Origin of the sequence: Phyllobacterium myrsinacearum (assembly GCF_002980555.1) — a bacterium.
GTDB lineage: Bacteria > Pseudomonadota > Alphaproteobacteria > Rhizobiales > Rhizobiaceae > Phyllobacterium > Phyllobacterium myrsinacearum.
This window is the reverse complement of the sequence record NZ_PVBT01000001.1, coordinates 819,451-837,762: the sequence shown is the minus strand read 5'-3', so window position 1 is coordinate 837,762 and position 18,312 is coordinate 819,451. Positions and strand designations below refer to the sequence as shown.

The 18,312-nt window shown below is 58.7% G+C and carries 15 protein-coding genes and 1 tRNA gene; 10 read left to right on the top strand and 6 right to left on the bottom strand.

The window, feature by feature from the left end:
* Positions 1–28: 28 nt before the first annotated feature.
* Positions 29–1,453: an aminotransferase-like domain-containing protein gene (locus C5750_RS03975; RefSeq protein WP_105732536.1), complete on the top strand. Its 1,425-nt coding sequence runs from the start codon at positions 29–31 to the stop codon at positions 1,451–1,453.
* Here C5750_RS03975 and C5750_RS03970 read toward each other — a convergent pair.
* The 5 genes from C5750_RS03970 to C5750_RS03950 all read right to left on the bottom strand — a co-directional run bounded on the left by C5750_RS03970 (position 1,421) and on the right by C5750_RS03950 (position 7,331).
* Positions 1,421–1,957, bottom strand: a complete 537-nt coding sequence (locus C5750_RS03970) for a DUF1697 domain-containing protein (RefSeq protein WP_105732535.1) — start codon at positions 1,955–1,957, stop codon at positions 1,421–1,423. The genes C5750_RS03975 and C5750_RS03970 overlap by 33 nt on opposite strands.
* Positions 1,954–2,502, bottom strand: coding sequence for a DUF1697 domain-containing protein (locus C5750_RS03965; protein ID WP_105732534.1), 549 nt, complete (start codon positions 2,500–2,502; stop codon positions 1,954–1,956). Before C5750_RS03965 ends, C5750_RS03970 begins: the two co-directional genes overlap by 4 nt.
* A gap of 108 nt (positions 2,503–2,610) precedes the next feature.
* On the bottom strand, positions 2,611–3,870 hold the full coding sequence (gene ilvA, locus C5750_RS03960; protein ID WP_105732533.1) for a threonine ammonia-lyase IlvA: 1,260 nt from the start codon (positions 3,868–3,870) through the stop codon (positions 2,611–2,613).
* Positions 3,867–5,681, bottom strand: a complete 1,815-nt coding sequence (ade, locus tag C5750_RS03955; protein ID WP_105732532.1) for an adenine deaminase — start codon at positions 5,679–5,681, stop codon at positions 3,867–3,869. Before ade ends, ilvA begins: the two co-directional genes overlap by 4 nt.
* Positions 5,682–5,834: 153 nt before the next feature.
* Complete coding sequence (locus C5750_RS03950) at positions 5,835–7,331, bottom strand: ArnT family glycosyltransferase (RefSeq protein ID WP_105732531.1); 1,497 nt, start codon at positions 7,329–7,331, stop codon at positions 5,835–5,837.
* A 667-nt stretch (positions 7,332–7,998) separates the two neighbouring features.
* Here C5750_RS03950 and C5750_RS03945 point away from each other — a divergent pair.
* From C5750_RS03945 to map, 3 genes are all read left to right on the top strand, one after another.
* A tRNA-Leu gene (locus C5750_RS03945) sits at positions 7,999–8,084 on the top strand.
* 106 nt (positions 8,085–8,190) lie between these two features.
* Positions 8,191–8,403: a ParD-like family protein gene (locus C5750_RS03940; protein ID WP_105732530.1), complete on the top strand. Its 213-nt coding sequence runs from the start codon at positions 8,191–8,193 to the stop codon at positions 8,401–8,403.
* The gene (gene map, locus C5750_RS03935) at positions 8,400–9,194 is read left to right on the top strand and encodes a type I methionyl aminopeptidase (protein ID WP_105732529.1); all 795 of its coding nucleotides are present in this window, start codon (positions 8,400–8,402) and stop codon (positions 9,192–9,194) included. Before C5750_RS03940 ends, map begins: the two co-directional genes overlap by 4 nt.
* A gap of 5 nt (positions 9,195–9,199) precedes the next feature.
* On the opposite strand, the gene wrbA is transcribed toward map, so the two are convergent.
* Positions 9,200–9,799, bottom strand: a complete 600-nt coding sequence (wrbA, locus tag C5750_RS03930; protein WP_105733102.1) for an NAD(P)H:quinone oxidoreductase type IV — start codon at positions 9,797–9,799, stop codon at positions 9,200–9,202.
* Between the two features lie 174 nt (positions 9,800–9,973).
* On the opposite strand from wrbA, the gene C5750_RS03925 reads away from it, so the two are divergent.
* The 6 genes from C5750_RS03925 to C5750_RS03900 all read left to right on the top strand — a co-directional run bounded on the left by C5750_RS03925 (position 9,974) and on the right by C5750_RS03900 (position 18,307).
* Positions 9,974–10,723 carry a competence/damage-inducible protein A gene (locus C5750_RS03925; RefSeq protein ID WP_105732528.1) on the top strand — a complete coding sequence of 250 codons (750 nt, stop codon included), beginning with the start codon at positions 9,974–9,976 and terminating at the stop codon, positions 10,721–10,723.
* 125 nt (positions 10,724–10,848) lie between these two features.
* Positions 10,849–11,691 carry a universal stress protein gene (locus C5750_RS03920; RefSeq protein WP_158531242.1) on the top strand — a complete coding sequence of 281 codons (843 nt, stop codon included), beginning with the start codon at positions 10,849–10,851 and terminating at the stop codon, positions 11,689–11,691.
* Positions 11,692–12,018: 327 nt separating this feature from the next.
* Complete coding sequence (gpt, locus tag C5750_RS03915; RefSeq protein ID WP_105732526.1) at positions 12,019–12,516, top strand: xanthine phosphoribosyltransferase; 498 nt, start codon at positions 12,019–12,021, stop codon at positions 12,514–12,516.
* A gap of 361 nt (positions 12,517–12,877) precedes the next feature.
* On the top strand, positions 12,878–13,312 hold the full coding sequence (locus tag C5750_RS03910) for an NUDIX hydrolase (RefSeq protein WP_105732525.1): 435 nt from the start codon (positions 12,878–12,880) through the stop codon (positions 13,310–13,312).
* A gap of 17 nt (positions 13,313–13,329) precedes the next feature.
* Positions 13,330–13,929: a tetratricopeptide repeat protein gene (locus C5750_RS03905; protein WP_105732524.1), complete on the top strand. Its 600-nt coding sequence runs from the start codon at positions 13,330–13,332 to the stop codon at positions 13,927–13,929.
* Between the two features lie 595 nt (positions 13,930–14,524).
* Positions 14,525–18,307, top strand: coding sequence for a vitamin B12-dependent ribonucleotide reductase (locus tag C5750_RS03900; protein WP_105732523.1), 3,783 nt, complete (start codon positions 14,525–14,527; stop codon positions 18,305–18,307).
* Positions 18,308–18,312: the final 5 nt, after the last annotated feature.

Here is an 18,312-nt window from a genome sequence, read left to right as displayed (position 1 = left end):
AACTGTCATGGTGTATTGAGCGGTACAGATGGATGAGAAAACCGAAATTGCCGGACGGGACGCGACGCTTGTCGAACGCGTGATGCAGGCGATCCGCCAGCGGATTGCCGCGCGCACGCTCGGCCCTGGCGCGCGCCTGCCCTCGATCCGCAGCTTTGCCGCAACCATGCAGGTATCGAAATCCACCATTGTCGAAGCCTATGACCGGCTTGCGGCTGACGGCACGATCCAGTCGCGCCGCGGTTCCGGCTTCTATGTTGCCGGACACATGCCGCCGCTGTCCCTGGCGGAGATCGGCCCGCGGCTTGATCACGCCATCGACCCCTTGTGGGTTTCGCGCCTGTCACTGGATGCCGATGACGGCATGCCAAAACCCGGATGCGGCTGGCTGCCGGCGTCGTGGATGCCGGAGGTTGGCGTACGCCGCGCGCTGCGGACACTGGCGCGCGCCGACGACGCCCTGCTGACCGACTATGCGACACCGCTGGGACTGAAACCGCTGCGCCAGCTTCTGGCGCGGCGCATGGCCGAGCACGGGATCGAGGCCGCCCCGGACCAGATCATGATCACCGAATCCGGCACGCAGGCCATCGATCTCCTGTGCCGCTCCCTCGTCGGACCGGGCGACGCGGTCATTGTTGACGACCCCTGCTATTTCAATTTCCACGCCCTGCTGCGGGCGCACCGGGTCAAGATCGTCAGCGTTCCCTATACGCCGCATGGACCTGACCTCGAGCGCTTTGCCGAGGCCCTGGCGGAACATCGCCCGCGCCTCTACATCACCAATTCCGCCCTGCACAACCCGACCGGCGCGGTGCTGTCGCCTGTCATTGCCCACCGCCTGCTCAAGCTGGCGGAACAGCACGACCTCACCATCGTCGAGGATGACATTTTTGCCGATTTCGAACATGAACCAGCGCCGCGCCTTGCCGCCTTTGATGGGCTGGAGCGCGTCATTCACATGGGCAGTTTTTCCAAATCATTGTCGGCCTCCGTGCGCTGCGGCTTTATCGCCGCCCGCCGCGACTGGATCGACGGACTGGTCGACCTGCGCATCGCCACCTCGTTCGGCGGCGGCCGCCTGTCGTCGGAACTCGTTCTGCTGATGCTGAAGGACGGCACTTACCGCAAGCATATGGACCATCTGCGGGCCCGCCTCGCCCATTGCATGGGTGAAACCAGCGTGAAACTCAAAGCGCTTGGCATCATGCCATGGATTGAACCGCGCGGCGGCATGTTTCTCTGGTGCAAACTGCCGGAGGGCATCGACGCGGGAAAGGTTGCCCAGGCAGGCTTGCGGGAGAACATCGTTTTTGCGCCCGGCAATGTGTTCAGCCAGACTCATTCAGCCGACAATTATATGCGCTTCAACGTGGCTCAATGCGCAGATCCGCGCATCCTGCACGTGCTGGAGACAACGTTAAATGGCCGCGAGCATGCCCTGGAGCGTTAGAACAGTGCGCCAGTTGCGCGCCGTGAGCGGCACTTTCAGCACCTTGTCGAGCGCTTCTGCCATTTTCGACCTGCCGAAACCATCGGGCGTGTAGAGATAGAGCACCCTGTTGCGAACCGTAAATTCCTCGGTTTCGCTGGCGCGGCTGGCAAGCTCCACCAGCGCCGCATCCGTCGGATCATCGTCCATGATCACCGCATGCAGGTTTTTCGGATTGTCGAGCGCTTCGGGATAAGCGTTCTTGCTGACCATGGCGTTCCATTCATCCCCGGTGCGGATTGTCACACGCGATGGAAAGCCAAAGGTCCGCGGAAAGATTTCCCCGATGATTTCGGCAACGCGGCGCGCGGTCTGCTCCGACGACAAAATGACATTCCCGCTCTGCACATAGGTTTTGACATCGCCAAATCCTGCCACCGCCAGGACGGTGCGCAAGGTCTCCATTTTGACGATCTTGTTGCCACCGACATTGATTCCCCTGAACAGCACCACATATTTCGTCATTCTGCTCCCCTGTCGATTTGTTCCGCCAGTTGCGCGAGTTTCAGCACCGTGTTCCAGTTGCGTGCTGTCGCGGCGACTTTGAGCGTTGTCTCGATCTTGCTGTAAAGTTTGGATTCCGCAGCACCCTGCGGCGGGTAATAATAGAGCACCGTACCGTCGATGGCGAACTGCTCCGGTCCGGCATTTTTCCGCGCCAGGGCTTCCACCGCCTCCGGAACAGGCTTCTTCTCCAGAACATAGGCGTGCAGCGTGTCGCCTTCACCTTCAGGAAACGGATTGCCTGCAATGAGCTTTTTCCAGGCAGCTTTGCTGACGATCATGATGGACTTTGAAAAAGCAAATTTTTCCAGCGCGATAGCAGCGACTCTTGCCACGATTTGTTTCGGCGTCCTGTCCGAAACCAGAACGACGTTGCCGGTGTTGATGTAAGTGACAACCTTCTCGAAACCGTCGGCAAGAAGCGCGGCCTTCAACGGCTGCACCGGCAGCGATGTCGCACCGCCGACGCCGCGAAACAGAATGATGTAGGTTGTTCTGCGCCCCATGCCACCCCTTAGCCTGACACCGGGATTTTTCCCTCACGCCATGCCAATCCACGACCCCGGCGCCAATCTTTGCATCGGATGGAAGGAACTGCAATGGCCGGAAATATTCTAGATGATCAACCCGGCAATGGTTTCGTTCTCGGTAATATCCTGATAGGCCCAGCCCGCTTCATCAAAGCGCTGGAACAGAGTATCGAAGTTCGCCTTGTTCTTGGTTTCGATGCCGATGAGCACCGAACCGAAATTGCGGGCGGATTTCTTCAGATACTCAAAGCGCGCCACATCATCCTCCGGACCGAGCAGATCAAGGAATGACCGCAAGGCGCCGGGACGCTGCGGGAACCGGAAGATGAAATACTTCTTCAATCCCTCATAGCGCAGGGAACGTTCTTTCAGTTCCGGCAGACGCTCGAAATCGAAATTGCTGCCTGAAATGACCAGGATGATGCGCTTGCCCTTCAGATCGCTCTTCCGGAAATCCTTGAGCGCATCGATGGCAAGCGCGCCAGCGGGCTCGACAACGATGCCTTCGATGTTCAGCATTTCAATGATGGTCGAACTCAAGCGGTTTTCCGGAATCAACATCACAGAATCCGCGGTAAACTCCTTGAGAAGCTTGAAGTTTTCCCGGCCAATCTCGGCAACGGCAGCCCCGTCGACAAAGTTGTCGACCGTGTCGAGCTTGACGCGTTTTCCCGCCTCCAGACTGCGTTTGAGGCTGGGGGCGCCCGCAGGTTCGACAAAGCGGAACCGGGTTTCCCAGCCAAGATCGGTGAGATAGCGTGTCACGCCAGCAGAAAGTCCGCCGCCGCCGACCGGCAGAATGATCAGATCGGGCTTGCGCTTGTCTGGAAGCTGTGCGGCGATCTCATGCGCGACAGTCGCCTGCCCGGTAATGATATCAGCATGATCGAAGGGCGGTACCATGACCGCATTCCTGTCGGCGGCAAAATCCTGCGCCGCCGCGTAACACTGATCAAAGATATCGCCGACGAGGCGGATTTCGATGAATTCACCGCCGAATGTCCGGGTCTTGTCGATCTTCTGCTGCGGGGTCGTCACCGGCATGAAGACCACGCCATGCTTGCCGAAATGGCGGCAGATGAAAGCAAAACCCTGCGCATGATTGCCCGCCGATGCGCACACAAAGGTCGCATCTTCGGCTTTATGCTCGTTCAGGTAGTGGGCAATGAAATTGAAGGCGCCGCGAATCTTGTAGGAGCGGACCGGCGAAAGATCCTCGCGTTTCAGCCAGATCTGCGCGCCATATTTCTGCGAAAGATAGTGATTGAGTTGCAGCGGCGTTTCCGGGAACAACGCACGCATTTTTTCCGTCGCGCGGTCCACAGCCTTGATGAATGCAGTCATAGGAACAGGTCAACCTTCTCGAATGTTCTGACATCGATAATGCCGACATCGGAAATACGCAATTCGGGAATGACCACCAGCGCCAGCAGCGAGTGCTGCATATAGGCGTTGTTGAGGCTGCACCCCATGGCGCGCATGGCATTCACCAGCTTGTCCGCCTTGGCCGCAACGACTTCCGCCCGCTGGTCCGACATCAGTCCGGCAATCGGCATTTCCACCAGCGCCAGCTCGCGCCCTTTGGAGAACAGCACCACGCCGCCGCCGACTTCGCCGAGACGGTTGGCGGCCTTTGCCATATCATCCTTGTTGGTGCCGACAACGATCATGTGGTGGCTGTCATGGGCAACCGTCGATGCCATGGCACAATCCAGCGTGTAGCCGAAGCCGGAAACAAAGCCGTTGACCACGGCACCGGTGCCGCGATGCCGCTCCACCAGGGCGATCTGGCACACATCATTGCGCCGGTCCATCTGCACAATGCCGTCGGACACCGGCAGTTCGGCTTCCAGCGCCTTTGTCGGCGCCTGGTTCTCGATGACGCCGATCACCCGCGCCGTCACCTGTTTGCCGGGTTTGGGCGCCTTGATGTCGAAATCCCTGGCATTGAGTTTCTTGCCAAGCTTGATCGTGTTCTTGGCAAAGGCCGGATAGTCATAGGCTGGAATGTCGGCGGCAAGCTTGCCTTTTTCCGCCAGAAGCACCCCGCGGCCATACACCCGGTCGATTGTCAGATTGGCGAGGTCCGAAACAATGAGGAAATCGGCAAGGCGGCCGGGGGTGATCGACCCGATCTCGCGCTCCATCCGGAAATGCTGGGCGGTGTTGAGCGTTGCCATCTGGATTGCCGTCACCGGCTTCAATCCCTGTGCGATCGCGTGGCGAACCACCCGGTCCATGTGGCCATCATTGACCAGCGTGCCGGAATGGCTGTCATCGGTGCACAGGATGAAATTGCGCGGATCGATCCCCTGCTCCGTCACCGCCTTGATCTGACTGGCGACATCGTACCAGGCCGAGCCGAGCCGCAGCATGGCGCGCATGCCCTGGCGTACGCGGGCAATCGCATCTTCCATGCGCGTGCCCTCGTGATCGTCCTCCGGCCCGCCCGCCACATAGCCATGGAAGGCACGGCCAAGTTCCGGCGAGGCAAAATGCCCGCCCACGGTCTTGCCGGCCTTGACCGTCGCATCGATGCCGCCGCGCATGGTTGCGTCATTGTTGGCAACGCCGGGGAAATTCATCACCTCGCCAAGCCCGACAATGTTCGGCCATGTCATGGCCTCCGCCACGTCGGCCGGGCTGATGGCCGCACCGGCATTTTCAAGACCCGGCGCCGAGGGAACGCAGCTTGGCATCTGCACATGCACGTTGATCGGCATGGCCAGCGCCTCGTCATGCATCAGCCTGACGCCCTCCAGGCCAAGCACATTGGCGATTTCATGCGGATCGATGAACATGGAGGTCGTGCCATGCGGGATGACGGCGCGCGTGAATTCGGTAACGGTGACCATTCCGCTTTCCACGTGCATATGCGCATCGCACAGGCCCGGCACGAGGTAGCGGCCGCCCGCATCGATCACCTTGGTTTTGGGACCGATGCAGTGTTCGGCCCCGTGGCCGACAAAGGCAAACCGTCCGGCAACAACGGCGATATCGATGCCCGCAATAATCTCGCCGGAATAGACGCTGACAAGGCGGCCGTTGCGCACGACAAGATCGGCATGGCTGCGGCCCATGGCAACATCCACGAGCAAGGGTGCCGATTCTGTCCATGCCTGCGGCTTGTTGCCGGTTTTCGCCTGTCTGCTCATCTCATCACCTCATTCACTATCCATATAATCCATATACGAAAAATACGCCTGCAACTGTGTTTCCGGCGCAATCGTTGAAAAAAACCTGAAATCTTGAGGCCACTCGCCGGGTGGCGCTGGATGGCAAGGCGGCAAACTTTGTCTGCCGGCGCTTCAGCGCGCCGGAATAACAACGTAGCTGACGGCCTTGGTCTGATCGGGATAGTATTTGTAGCCGAGCGTGATGTGCTTGATGTCCGTGGGCGGGTTGGTGACACCCGCGCCTTGCATCAGCCCCTGCACCACCGGGTTCGGGGCCTCACCGAACCAGACAAACAGCGCGGGAAACCGGATGCGGGCCGCCGCATTGGGCATTTCCCAGTGGATCGGGCTCAGGGACTGATCGTAAAGGCGCAGATTCCCCGGCAATTGCGGGCCATCCGAAACCACAGTCACATAGTGTCCGTCAGCCCGCGTCGCCGCGTAGAGCTTGCCATAGTCCAGCTGGCCGATGGACGGAGCCCCGCCCTCATAGGCGTAGAGGATATTGACCGCCAGTATCGGAATGACCGCAAGGCCGCACAGTGCACCGACAATGGCAAAGCGCTTCAGCGGCACGTCCGAAGCGATGTAACGGCCAAGCAGCATTGCCAGATAGAGCGGTGACAGAAAAAGCACCGGTTGCAGCCAGCGATCCTTGACCTCGGCCGCACCGCTGACAAGGACACCGACAAAGACGGCGGCCAGCGCGAACAGCAGAACACGGCCGAGAAAGGTTTCGCCGTCAGTCAAACCTGCCTTCGGCGTGATCTGCTGCGCACGGCTGCGCCACCAGGCCACGGCAAAGAATACCAGCGCGACGCCGGAGAAGAGGACGCCATTGAGAAACAGTTTCCATTCGCCATGCAACCGGCTGACAATGAACTGCCCGCCCTCATTGATCTGGAACTTGTGCGAGCGCGCCAGGAGGTTGTCCATGTGGGAGAGCGCCCATAGGCCGGTCGGCGTCACGGCTGCAAAAAAAGCTGCAAGCGTCAGAATGGATTTGGACGACAGAAGAACGGCCCGGTAGGCGGGAACCGAAAGCCCGGCCAGGATCAGACCGACCAGAAAGAAGCCCGCATTGAATTTTCCGAGAAGTCCAGCCGCGATACCCAGCCCCAGCAAGGCGGCAGACAGCGAGGAACGCGATTTCATGTGCCAGGCAAAGGCAAGGAACGCCCAGGCGCAGCCGGTGGTCGCACCGACGGAATGGGTCAGGGTCCGCTGCGATTCCCACGCGATCTGCGGCAGGAGAAACACGCCGACCATGCCGGCCGCCGCAACCGCCTTTCGCATTCCCAGCAGCCGGGCGCCGCCATAAACGCTGACGAAGAGGCTTGCCAGCATGCCGAACTTCACCAGGAAGACAGTCGACATGCGGATACCGAAAACATCCCCCGCCACGCTGTTTATCCAGGTATAAAGCGGCGGCTGCGAGCCACCATAGCCCCATTGCAGCGCACCGACATAGGCCAGCTGTTCGGCATCATCGACGCCGGCGCCGTTGGAAATGATCGTCAGGAACACCACCTGAAAGGCGAAATACAGCAGAACAAACAGCAGCCCCGGATTCTCCGACGCCAGTTGTCTGACACTGCGCAAGGGAGACTGAAGCGGAATAGCGGACATTGATCTCTCATACTTTTGGATAAGCCGCTTCTAGTCCAACTAGAAGTGGAAATCCACCAGTACGTGTATCCGATGGTCAGACTGGTCTCGCCGCCGCTGGAACGCGTGCCGCACATTCGGGCCGGCCGCGACCGGCATATTGCAAAAGGGGACAGCAGCGTCCCTTTTCAAGTCCATGCAAGTGGCTAATGTCCCTAACTGTAGTTGCAATGTTCAGGGAGAGAGATCGGACATAACGTCTACAATTATTGCGGTCGAAAGCCTGTGAGTGGCGAAACGACAGGGCGCTGAGTATCTGGTGCGCTTCTTATGCGAAATTGATGACGGCATCTGAACAGCAAATCTCACACGAATATTCAAGCCTCACCAAAACAAGAACAATTCCTGGGGTGGGGTGAAGGGGCGGGATCGGTCAGTATCCCGCCCTTTCCTTTTGCGCTTTTCAATGAAGACAATAGTGCCGAAAATTAATCTGAAATTTCAACTAAATTTCCGTGTCCTTCATCCGTCTCTGTAGTGCCGGTTGCTTCCGGCTTCGGGGCTTGGTCATTGGACCATGGGCGTGGGAACGTGATCGAGCCCCGATTTTCGGCCCAGGCGCAAAATCCCATTTTACCGGCAAACGGCAGTTGACGGAATCGTGCGAACCGTTGAAAAGCATAGGCGCGCGGACGTGGCGAAACTGGTAGACGCAAGGGACTTAAAATCCCTCGGCCATAGGTCATGCGGGTTCGACCCCCGCCGTCCGCACCATATCCCATCCCCGCACACTTCATCATGCTGCCGTTCAACGCTGCCCTTGGCATTTTCATATCCACACTATATACACTTCATATACGAACCATATATGGAGATACCCATGGGCATTGTGAGCATAGACGACGATCTGCACGATCAGCTGCGCCGGGCGAGCAAAGTGTCGTGCCGCTCGATCAACGCGCAGGCCGCCTATTGGATCAAGATCGGCATGCTCTGCGAGACCAATCCAACGCTCAGTTTCACCGCGATCATCGAGCGCGAACTCAGCTCCGCCGGTGTTTCGGCACAATCGCTGGCCGCGAGTGAAGCATGACGAAGCTGCCCCAGGAACTGGCATTGCTGGCCGAATCCGGCCGGCTGCTGGCGTCCGTGTTCGGGCTGCTGGATCGAACCTCGCTGATCGGCCTGTCGACGCTTCAGATCAACGACATGGCCGAGCATTTCATCGTTCATGATCTTCAGGCCCGCCCGGCGAGCAAGGGCCAGTATGGCTATGGTTTTGTGCTGAATTCTTCCGTGAACGATGTGGTCTGCCATGGCATCCCTTCCCAATCGGACGTGCTTCGGGATGGCGACATCGTCAATTTGGACATCACGCTTGAAAAGAACGGCTATATCGCGGATTCCAGCAAGACCTATCTCGTAGGCAGCGTCAATCCGGCCGCCAGACGCCTGGTCCACACCGCCTACGAAGCCATGTGGATGGGCATCCGCGCCGTACGACCGGGTGCGCGGCTCGGCGATATCGGCTGGGCAATCGAACGCCATGCCAAGCGCAATGGCTATTCCGTGGTGCATGAATATTGCGGTCACGGCATTGGCCGCGAGATGCATGAGGAACCGCAGATCCTGCACTTCGGCAAGCCGGGAACCGGCCTCACCTTACGTGAGGGCATGGTTTTCACCGTCGAGCCAATGCTCAATCAGGGCCGCCGGACAGTGAAAACACAGGCCGACGGCTGGACCGTCGTGACGAGAGACGGGTCACTTTCCGCGCAGTTTGAACACACCGTTGCCGTTACGGCCGACGGTGTGTCCGTGCTGACGCTGCGTCCTGACGAATTGGCTGCAGGACCAGTCAGGCGGCTTGCGCCGGCTGGCTGATACACTCAGCCATGCAGCTTGATGGTGATCTCGGCAACGCGCTTGCCCTGGAACTTTGCTCCTTCCAGTTCCTGCGCCGAAGGCTGGCGCGAACCATCGCCATCGGCTGTCGTGGTCATGCCGTAGGGCGCGCCGCCGCGCACGACATCATTGCCCATCTGCGCCTGATAGGCGTAGGAAAGCGGTACGATGATCATGCCGTGATGCTGCATCTGCCACTGGGTGGAAACAAGCGCCAGCTCCTGACCGCCATGCTGGGTGGCCGAAGAAGCCATGACCGAACCGACCTTGTTGATCAGCGCACCCTTGGCCCAGAGACCGCCGGTCTGGTCGAAAAAGTTCTTCATCTGCGCTGACATCGAGCCAAAGCGCGAGGATACGCCAACGATGATCGCATCATAGGTTTCGAGTTCGTCCACCGTGGCGATGTCCGCCTTCTGGTCGAGCTTGTAGTGATAGGCCTTCGCCACATCGAGCGGAACCAGTTCCGGCACGCGCCGGACAGTGACGTCAGCGCCGGCTTCCCGTGCGCCGTCCGCAGCGGCATAGGCCATCTGCTCCATATGTCCCCAGCTTGAATAATAAAGCACCAATACCTTGGCCATGATCGTCTCCATTGTTGCAACCGTCGGGCGGGCTAATGCCCTCGCTCCTCCTCAACCTACGCTTTTCGCTGTTCATTAAAACAGACATTGTCGCGACATACTGTTCACCATTTGAAATGGCTTGCGGCGGCTGTTTGCGCCCATTACGGTCGCCACCGCGATAGGAGAATCCAGATGACGAATGAAGTCGTGAGCGCGGCCATGCTTGCCATTGGCGACGAGTTGCTGTCCGGCCGGACCAAGGACAAGAACATCGGCCATCTCGCCGACATTCTGACGGCGGTCGGCATCGATCTGAAGGAAGTGCGGATTGTTCCCGATGAGGAAGACCGCATCGTCGAGGCGTTGAATGCCCTGCGCGGCGCCTATGATTATGTCTTCACCTCCGGCGGCATCGGCCCCACCCACGACGATATCACCGCGGATGCCATTTCAAAGGCATTCGGCGTGCCATGCGAGCACGATGCCAAGGCCATGAAGCTGATGGGCGACAATTATGCCGCACGCGGCATGGAGTTCACCGAAAGCCGCCAGCGCATGGCACGCATGCCGCGCGGCGCGGTTCATATCGACAATCCCGTCTCGACCGCTCCGGGGTTCAACATCGGCAATGTCTATGTGATGGCGGGTGTTCCATCGATTTTTCAGGCCATGCTCGACAATGTGATTCCGACATTGAGGGTCGGCAAGCAGCTGCTTTCCCGTTCGGTCAACTGCCCTTTCGGCGAAGGCACGATCGCCATACCGCTGCGCGATATTCAGGCGGCACATCCCGATACGATCATCGGTTCCTATCCGAAGTATGAAAACAACAGGTTTTCAACGGAATTGGTTGTCCGTGCCCGTGACGAGGACAAGCTCGCCGCCGCAGAACAGGCCGTGCGTGCCATGGTGGAACAACTCGCATCGGGCAAGCAAATCTAGGGAACCATAGACGGCTGGCCAACGTTCCATTTCGCACCTGCGATAAAATCACACGCGCCGGTCTTGCGTTCGGAGCGTATAATGCTCTGAATAGGAAGATCGAGTATCAACCGATGGAGGCCAGCATGGCATTTCGCACGATCATCGCTTTTATCCGCAGCGAGCGCGAGGCGCCAAGGGTTATGGGCGCGGCAAAGCTGATCGCCTCGTCAAGTGAGCGAACCCATATTATCGGCCTCTACACGATCCCCTCTCCCATCGTTTACGCCGATCCCACCGGCTTTGCCGATACGACCCTGTTCGAAGCGCACGAACAGCGGCACAAGGAGAACTCGGAAGCAATCTCCGCGCTGTTCAACAAGGAAATGGGCAAAGGCAAGATTTCCCACGAGTTCCGGATCGTGCGCTCGGAAAGCAGCAGCCCGTCGGCCGGCGTTACCCAAAGCGCCCTGCGTGCCGATATCATCGTGGCCGGACAACCGGACCCGGACGATCCGGACAGCGTCAATGACGTCACCGACCCGCTTGTCATGGAAAGTGGACGTCCAGTGCTGTTTGTTCCCTACAAGGTTGAACTTCCCGCGAAAATCCACCGCGTGCTCGTTGCCTTCAACGGCAAGCGCGAGGCTTCGCGGGCAGCCTTCGATTCCCTGCCCTTTCTGATCAAGGCAGAGCGTACGGATGTCGTGTGGATCGATCCGAAGAAAACCACCGACCCGAACATGGACATTCCAGGTACCCCGCTTTCAGACGCCCTGCGCCGCCACGGCGTCAACGTCAATCCGTTCACGATTGACTCCAATGGCGAGGCTGCGGACAAGATCCTGCGCCGCAAGATTGCCGATGATAAAGTCGATCTGGTTGTCATGGGTGCCTATAGCCAGTCGCGCCTCAAGGAATGGGTATTCGGCGGCGTTACCAGCTCATTCATATCGGACATGCCCTGCCTGACGCTGATGTCACGCTGAGGATTGAGCGGATAAAGCCGTAAATCACATGTTTCTGCCTCCTTGCAACGGACAGGCTGCGCAAGCAGCTTGCCATGGGCAGGCATTTCCCGCTATTGCGAGACGCATTCCCTAGTGGTCCGATTCTGACATTTGCGTCCCTTTTGATACAGCCCATTCGGGCAAATGTCAGAATCAAAGGACCACTAGTAAGTTTATATTTCTAGTGGAACTTTGAATTTGACATTCGCAGGTTCCGCGTGATGTCAAATGGGGGCGAATGTCAAATTCGTTCCACTAGCGGATTATTAGCTCCGCCTGTTTCGTGTTTTCTTGATGGAGTGCGCCATGTCTCTTCCCGATAAAGCTTTTCCGGTTTCCTGGGACCAGTTCCATCGGGATGCCCGTGCCCTTGCCTGGCGTGTGGCCGGCATGCAGCGCGAATGGCGCGCCATGGTCGCCATCACCCGCGGCGGCCTCGTACCGGCGGCGATCATCTGCCGCGAACTCGGCATCCGCATGATTGAAACCGTGTGCATCGCCTCCTATCATGACTACGAAGAACAAGGCGAACTCAAGGTGCTGAAAGACGTCGATCCGCGCCTTCTGGAAGATGGCGGCGACGGCATTCTCGTCATCGACGACCTGACCGATACCGGCAAAACCGCTGCCGTTGTGCGCGCCATGATGCCCAAGGCGCATTTTGCCACGGTCTATGCCAAGCCGAAGGGCCGCCCGCTGATCGACACGTTCGTCACGGAAGTCTCGCAGGATACCTGGATCTATTTCCCCTGGGATATGGGCCTGACCTATCAGGAACCGATCACCAAGGGCCACCGGGGCTAACCGGCCACGCCCGGCGGACAAGCCAAAACCGCTTCCGCCCAACCGCGCAGACCGGAGCCATGATCTCACTGGAGGCCATGGCATGCCTGCCTCAGCGCCGTTCATTCTGGCTGCCCCTTATTCTTCCGTCGAATAGATTCCCTGCTTTCGAACTGGTATTGCCTCACCGGGGGCCGATGTTGTTTTTTTGCACTGCTGTTCAAAAAATCGACACAAGTCGCATATAAGCTAGGAACAGCGCCTATGAAGTGATTGCGATTTGCAAGAATCGGTTCACAATCATTGAAACAAATCGCAAAAAAAGAGCGGAGCATTGAACTTAAATTACGCCAACGAGATCGTGACGGAAAAACGGATTGAAATGCCGGACGGCAGAATCCGCCAGGTTGCCGCGCTCGTTTACCGGGTCAAGAAACAGCAGACCGAAATTCTCCTGATCACCAGTCGCGGGACCGGGCGATGGGTGCTGCCCAAGGGCTGGCCGCAGGTTGGCAAAACCTTTGCGCACTCGGCCAAGGCCGAAGCCTATGAGGAAGCCGGAGCACGCGGCGATATCGCCCCCTTCTCGGTTGGCGTCTACCGCTATGAAAAACACGATATGTCGGAAGGCGAATGCGGCGATTTCGTCGTCGATGTCTTTCCCATGCATTTTTCCCATCAGGAAAAGAACTGGCCCGAGCGCGGCGAACGCCGTCTTGAATGGGTCAGCGTGGAAGAATGCGCGCGCCGGGTCGAAGAACCGGAACTAAAGGCCCTCATTGCGAGTTTTGATCCGGCGCTCGTCACCCTGCGCTGACAGTCAGGACATGCGATATGATCCGTCTCCATTTTCCGCTCGCCATTATCGCCATCCTTTCCAGCCCTGCCCTTGCTCTCGACAATGCGCAGCTGCAGAAGATCGAGCATGGCTGCATCGACGAGACCGCATCCTCATCGCCGGAAGAGCGAATCAGCAACTGCAACAACTGGATTGACAGTGCGCCGGATGCGCTGCGCCCCAAGGCCTATTATGACAGGGGCAACGCCTATCTCGATGCCCAGAAGCTCGACCTTGCGGTTGCGGATTATTCCCACGCCATCAGCCTGAAACCGGACTTCAAGGATGCCTGGTATAGCCGCGGCTATGCCAGGCACGACCTGGGCGATTACGATCAGGCGATCGATGACTACAACACCGCGCTCAAGCTGGCGCCCGAAGACATCGACAGCCTGTACGGCAAGGCCTATGCCTATCAAAAGAAAGGCGATCTCGACGCCGCCATTGCCGGCTACACCGCCGTCATCCGCCTCAAGCCCGATTACCCCACCGCCTATTACAACCGCGCCATTGCCTACAACGCCAAGGGCGATACGGAAAATGCCACGCGCGATGCACTCGAATATGAGCGCCTGAAGGACAAGAACCCGCAATAGGTGGTGTCGGCCGGTGGGTGGCGCCACGTTTCCATGCATAGCCAGCTACCGGAAAAACAGGCGAAAGTTCTCCCCGTTATCCACATATGTGACACACAAGATGTTGCGGTCACAAATATGTAAAAAACTAATTCTTGACGCTCGACCCCGAGTCACTTTTTATAGGGCAGTCGTTGCGTTAGTGGCGTGACCGGGGAGTAATGTGACCGGTCTTTTTCCCAGTTTATGCAGTGTTTTTCGCAGCTTGCGCCTTCTGGTGCATGCCGGGGATGACCTGTGTCTGCAGTGGGAAGAATACCATCATGCACCGAGAGATATTTGTTGGGTAAATGGTGTTTAACACAATATTTAGTGTTTGCAGGTACATTCAACACCAGATAATGTGACATTCTCATTTGGGGCGAGTCACAAAACAGGCGTCAAAAAAGGGCCGCCGGGCCAGGGACTGAAGCGGGAAAAACCGCATCGAGGACGGGTCGCGGCGACAGCACCGGATTCAGGGACTGAATCCGGATAGGGCGGGTTTGTGTTCTTGGTGCGCAGCTCTTCACATGGCGCCCGATGAACACTATATATAGAGACAAGGACGAAGCAGATGCGGATCGAACGGCGTTTTACCAAAGAGAATCAGTCAGCCTATGCGGACATTGAGTTCCGCGTAGCCACGAGCGAGATCAAGAATCCCGACGGTTCTGTTGTGTTCCGTCTGGAGAATATCGATGTGCCGGCCCAGTTCAGTCAGGTCGCAGCCGACATTCTCGCACAGAAATATTTCCGTAAGGCAGGTGTACCGGCCAAGCTGAAGAAGGTTGAGGAAAATTCCGTCCCTTCATGGCTGTGGCGTTCGGTTGCCGATGAGGAAGCCTTGGCAGCGCTGCCGGCCGACGCACGTTACGGCTCGGAAATGGATGCGCGCCAGGTTTTCGATCGCCTTGCCGGCACCTGGACCTATTGGGGCTGGAAAGGCAAATATTTCGATTCGGAAAAAGATGCCCTCGCCTTCCGTGACGAGCTTGCCTACATGCTCGCCACCCAGCGCGTCGCCCCCAATTCCCCGCAATGGTTCAACACGGGCCTGCATTGGGCCTACGGCATCGACGGCCCCGGCCAGGGCCACTATTACGTCGACCCGGACACTGGCAAGCTGACGAAATCAAAATCGTCCTACGAACATCCGCAGCCGCATGCCTGCTTCATCCAGTCCGTTGCTGACGATCTGGTCAATGAAGGCGGCATCATGGATCTGTGGGTTCGCGAGGCCCGCCTGTTCAAATACGGCTCCGGCACCGGTTCCAACTTCTCGTTCCTGCGCGGCGAAGGCGAAAAGCTTTCCGGCGGCGGACGCTCCTCCGGCCTGATGTCCTTCCTCAAGATCGGTGACCGCGCTGCCGGCGCCATCAAGTCGGGCGGAACGACCCGCCGCGCCGCCAAGATGGTCGTGGTTGATGTCGATCACCCGGATATCGAGGAATATATCGACTGGAAGGTCAAGGAAGAGCAGAAGGTTGCCGCGCTCGTGACCGGCTCCAAGATCGTCAAGCAGCATCTGGCTGCCATCATGAAGGCCTGCGTCAATTGCGAGGCCGACAATGGTGATTGCTATGAGCCCGCCAAAAACCCGGCGCTGAAGCGCGAGATCAAGGCTGCCAAGAAGAACCAGGTTCCGGAAAACTACATTTACCGCGTTATCCAGTTCGCCAAGCAGGGCTACACCGATATCGATTTCAAGACCTACGACACCGACTGGGATTCCGAAGCCTACCTCACCGTTGCCGGCCAGAATTCCAACAATTCCGTGTCGCTCAAGGATGAATTCCTGCGCGCCGTCGAGAATGATGGCGACTGGAGCCTGACTGCCCGCAAGGACGGCAAGGTCATGAAGACCCTGAAAGCCCGCGACCTCTGGGAAAAGATCGGTTACGCCGCCTGGGCGTCCGCCGATCCGGGCCTGCACTTCAACACCACGATGAACGATTGGCACACCTGCCCGGCGGCCGGTCCGATCCGCGCCTCCAACCCGTGCTCGGAATACATGTTCCTTGACGACACGGCCTGCAACCTCGCATCGATCAACCTCCTCACCTATCGCGGCAAGGATGGCAAGTTCGACGTGACGGGCTATGAGCACACGGCGCGCCTGTGGACCATCGTCCTCGAAATCTCCGTGATGATGGCGCAGTTCCCGTCCAAGGAAATCGCCCGCCTCTCCTACGAATACCGCACGCTCGGTCTCGGCTACGCCAATATCGGCGGCCTGCTGATGACCTCGGGCATTCCCTATGACAGCGCTGAAGGCCGCGCCATCGGCGGTGCCCTCACCGCCATCATGACCGGCATTTCCTATGCAACCTCGGCTGAAATGGCCAAGGAGCTGGGTGCTTTCAACGGTTATGCACCAAATGCCGCCAACATGCTGCGCGTCATCCGCAACCATCGCCGCGCTGCCCATGGCGAAACCCAGGGTTATGAAGGCCTCGCCGTCAACCCGGTCGCCCTGATCGCATCCGACTGCCCGGACCAGGACCTGATCGCCCATGCCCGCCAGGCCTGGGACAAGGCGCTGGAACTTGGCGAAAAGCACGGCTACCGCAATGCGCAGGCCACCGTTATCGCGCCGACCGGCACGATCGGCCTGGTCATGGATTGCGACACCACGGGCATCGAGCCGGATTTCGCCCTGGTCAAGTTCAAGAAGCTCGCCGGCGGCGGTTACTTCAAGATCATCAACCGCGCCGTTCCGGAAGCCCTGCGCACGCTCGGTTATTCGGAAAGCCAGATTGCGGAAATCGAGGCTTACGCCGTCGGTCACGGCAATCTCAACCAGGCACCGGCCATCAATCCGGGCTCGCTGAAGGCCAAGGGCTTTACCGACGAGATCATTGCGACGCTGAACACGGCGTTGAAGTCAGCCTTCGACATCAAGTTCGCAGTCAACAAGTGGACCGTTGGCGCAGATTTTGCCAAGAACGTCCTTGGCTTCACCGATGAACAGCTCAACGATTTCTCCTTCGAAATGCTACCGGCACTCGGCTTCTCCAAGAAGGAAATCGAAGCTGCCAACATCCATATCTGCGGTGCGATGACACTGGAAGGCGCGCCCTTCCTGAAGGAAGAGCATTATCCGGTGTTCGATTGCGCCAATCCATGCGGCAAGATCGGCAAGCGTTATCTCTCGGTCGACAGCCACATCCGTATGATGGCTGCCGCCCAGCCCTTCATCTCCGGCGCGATCTCCAAGACGATCAACATGGCCAATGAAGCGACCGTGGATGACTGCAAGTCCGCCTACATGCTGTCATGGAAACTGGCCCTGAAGGCCAATGCGCTCTACCGCGATGGTTCGAAACTGTCGCAGCCGCTGAATTCCTCGCTGCTCGCCGATGTGGACGACGATGAGGACGACGCCATCGAGGCGCTGATCGAGGCACCCGCTGCCGCCCGTGCGGTGCAGGTCACCGAAAAGATCGTCGAGCGCATTGTCGAAAAATATATCCACGACCGCGAGAAACTGCCGAACCGCCGCAAGGGTTACACCCAGAAGGCCGTCGTCGGCGGCCACAAGGTCTACCTGCGCACCGGCGAGTTCGATGATGGCCGTCTCGGCGAAATCTTCATCGACATGCACAAGGAAGGCGCCGCCTTCCGCGCAATGATGAACAACTTCGCCATCGCCATCTCGCTCGGCCTGCAATATGGCGTGCCGCTGGAAGAATATGTGGAGGCATTCACCTTCACCAAGTTCGAGCCGGCCGGCATGGTTCAGGGCAATGACGCGATCAAGAACGCCACGTCGATCCTCGACTACGTGTTCCGCGAGCTGGCTGTCTCCTATCTCGACCGCCATGACCTCGCCCATGTCGACCAGTCCGACTTCTCCAATACTTCGCTCGGCCGCGGTATTTCCGAGGGCAAGACCGAGCCGGTTTCCAAGGGCCTGACCCGCGGCGCCGTGCTGAAGATGGTCAGCCCCGGCGCTCCCGATCCGAAGGGATTTGGCGCGGCTAGCACACCGAAGGCCATGGCCTCGAACGTGACGGCACTGGCGACGCGCTCCGCGGTTGCTGTTGCGGCCAAGCCGGCCGTTGCCCAGGCGCAGGATCAGGCCACCGGCTTCAAGCGCGACTACGAGGAACGCGCCAAGGACCAGCTGGAAGAAGAGACATCCGCTGCCTCCGCCCTGTTTGACGATGCCAGCGCGGAATCCGCGGCGGAAGAAGCCAAGGCCGAAGCAAAGAAGGTGATGTCCGACCGCCGCATCAAGTCGATGATGCAGGGCTATACCGGCGACAGCTGCTCCGAATGCTCCAACTTCACCATGGTGCGCAACGGCACCTGCCTGAAGTGCGATACCTGCGGCGCCACAAGCGGCTGCAGCTAAACACG